The organism is Dietzia cercidiphylli, from assembly GCF_014145145.1.
Classification (GTDB): Bacteria; Actinomycetota; Actinomycetes; order Mycobacteriales; family Mycobacteriaceae; genus Dietzia; species Dietzia natronolimnaea.
In genome coordinates this window covers 1-2047 of record NZ_JAALEA010000028.1, presented here as the reverse complement: position 1 = coordinate 2047, position 2047 = coordinate 1, and the positions used below count along the sequence as shown (strand labels likewise).

The 2047-nt window shown below is 71.1% G+C and carries 2 protein-coding genes and 1 riboswitch; of the genes, one reads left to right on the top strand and one right to left on the bottom strand.

The window, feature by feature from the left end:
- Nucleotides 1–1302 (bottom strand): exonuclease domain-containing protein (locus G6028_RS01720; RefSeq protein WP_182657860.1); only part of this gene is annotated, 1302 nt, incomplete at its 3' end.
- A gap of 189 nt (nt 1303–1491) precedes the next feature.
- Between G6028_RS01720 and G6028_RS01715 the strand changes: the two genes are divergently transcribed.
- Nucleotides 1492–1701 (top strand): hypothetical protein, encoded by a 210-nt coding sequence (locus G6028_RS01715; RefSeq protein WP_241730472.1) that lies wholly within the window; start codon nt 1492–1494, stop codon nt 1699–1701.
- Nucleotides 1702–1781: 80 nt separating this feature from the next.
- Nucleotides 1782–1930, top strand: a riboswitch (cyclic di-AMP (ydaO/yuaA leader).
- The last annotated feature ends 117 nt before the right edge of the window (nt 1931–2047 follow it).

Genomic DNA, 2047 nt, shown 5'->3' with positions numbered 1-2047 from the left:
GACCAGCTCGGGCAGGCCGGCGGTGGCGGCGAGCTCCTGTTGCCGGGTGAGGATCCGGACGAGCGTCGCCGTGCGATCGCGCAACCGGGCCGCGCGCTCGAACGCTCCGCCCGCCGCGATCGCGTCGATCTGGTCGACCATCGCCCTGACGGTCGCGGAGCTCCGGCCGGCGACCAGCGCCTCCCAGTCCTCCGCGTCGGGCGGGGAACCGAGGGTCTCGACGAGGTCCAGCCACGCCGACCTGGCGTCCTCGGATCTCCGGAACGGGCCGAGGGCGGACGGGTGCTCCGGTGTGCGGGTGACCTGTCCACGGATCGCGCGCCCGGAGGGTGGGGAGAGCCACCACCCGCGACGGGGACTCCGCGAGCGCCGGTTGTACGGCGGTTGCAGGGAATCGATGAGCCGCTCCTCGACGGTCCACGCCTCCAGGAGGTGCGCACAGGGCACCGACTCGACACTCGCGGCCAGCCCGACCATCGTGCGCATCCTGCTGCGCGAGTCGGCTCCGGAATAGTAGGAACGGGCCCTCCGCCGCACCGACACGGATGACCCCACGTACAGGGCGCCCCCCGACCCGTCACGGAAGAGGTAGACGCCGGGACCGGTGGTGAGCGCTTCGGTCAGCGCGGCGCGGCGCAGTACCTCGGGGGCGAGGCGGCCGTCGTACGACCGGAGCTCGGTGAGGGTGGCCACCCCGCAGTCCCCGACCCTGGAGATCAGGGCGTGGAGGACGTCGACGGTGGCGCGGGCGTCCTGGAGCGCCCGGTGGTTGGGCTCGACGGTGGATCCCAGATGGGCGGCGAGTTCACCGAGACGGTGTCCGCGGGTCTCGCCACGGTGGAGAATCCGACGTGCCAGGGCGAGCGTGCAGATCGACGGGGGATCCGGCCACTGATGGTCGGTGGAGACGGCAGCCGCCCGGAGGAAACCGAGGTCGAACCGGGCGTTGTGGGCGACCAGGACGGCGCCGCGGGAGAACTCCAGGAACGTCGCCATCACCTCTCCGAGGGTGGGCGCCCCGACGAGGTCGCCGGGGTCGATACCGGTGAGCCTGCTGATGTGCCCCGGCAGGGCACCGTCGATGGCGACGAACGTGGACAGCTCAGCCCGGACCTCGCCGCCCCGTACGCGGACCGCGCCGATCTCGGTGATCTCGTCCGTCCCCGGTCGGGTGCCGGTGGTCTCCAGGTCGACCACGACGAACGTCACCTCGGAGAGCATCGGTTCGAGTTCGTCGAACGCCGCCTGGACCCCCTGGGGCCCGGGCGTGCGGACCGGCTCTCGCGTCGGGGGAGTGGGCATGGTGCCGACGGTAGCGACCCGGTCCGACAGTGGCGGGGCGGACGGTCGTGGCGGAGGCCGGGTGCGGCCCGCCGCCGCGGAGGGGGATGTCGTACCCCGCCGTTACGGTCGGCCTCGAGCCGTAGATCGCGGCCCGGTAACGAATGGGCAACACGCCCAGGACGGAGTGTGATGTAGATCATGTTCTCGATGGACTGCTCACGGTGCCCGGCCCGCCCGCGCCGGTGTGAGGACTGCGTCGTCTCGGTGCTCCTGGCCGGAGAGTCGCAGGTGGACGCGCTTTCCGAGGAGTCGTGTGGGTACGTCCTGGAGCCGGAGGTGCGTTCGGCGATCGAGGTGCTCATGGAGCTCGGAATGGTCTCGACGGTCGAGATCATGGCCTCGGAGACGGCCGCCTAGCGGATGGACTGGACTTCGACGAGATGGTTTCGTAACCTTTTCGAGACCTCGGAAGTCATCACCCGCCCGCCGGTGGGGGGCCGGGGTCACCACCAAAGCGCCAACCACGGTGCACCGGGGAACCACGTTCCACTGGGGTGAATCGCCCGAGGGCCGAGAGGTCCGGGCGTAGGACAGACTTCCGTGTCCGAACCCGTCAGCTAACCCGGTCGGTGTCCAGGAAGAAAGAGGAAATCACTCTCGTGGGAGCCCACAGCATCAAGGCCAACTCGACCGGGCGTCGTGTCGCCACCGCAGGACTGCTCGCGGCCGGAGCCGCCATCGCCGGCGCCGGGACCGCGGCCGC

Excerpts from the sequence above, each read along its gene's own strand:
- G6028_RS01715 (WP_241730472.1), top strand. The coding sequence starts at position 1,492 with ATGGACTGCTCACGGTGCCCGGCCCGCCCGCGCCGGTGTGAGGACTGC.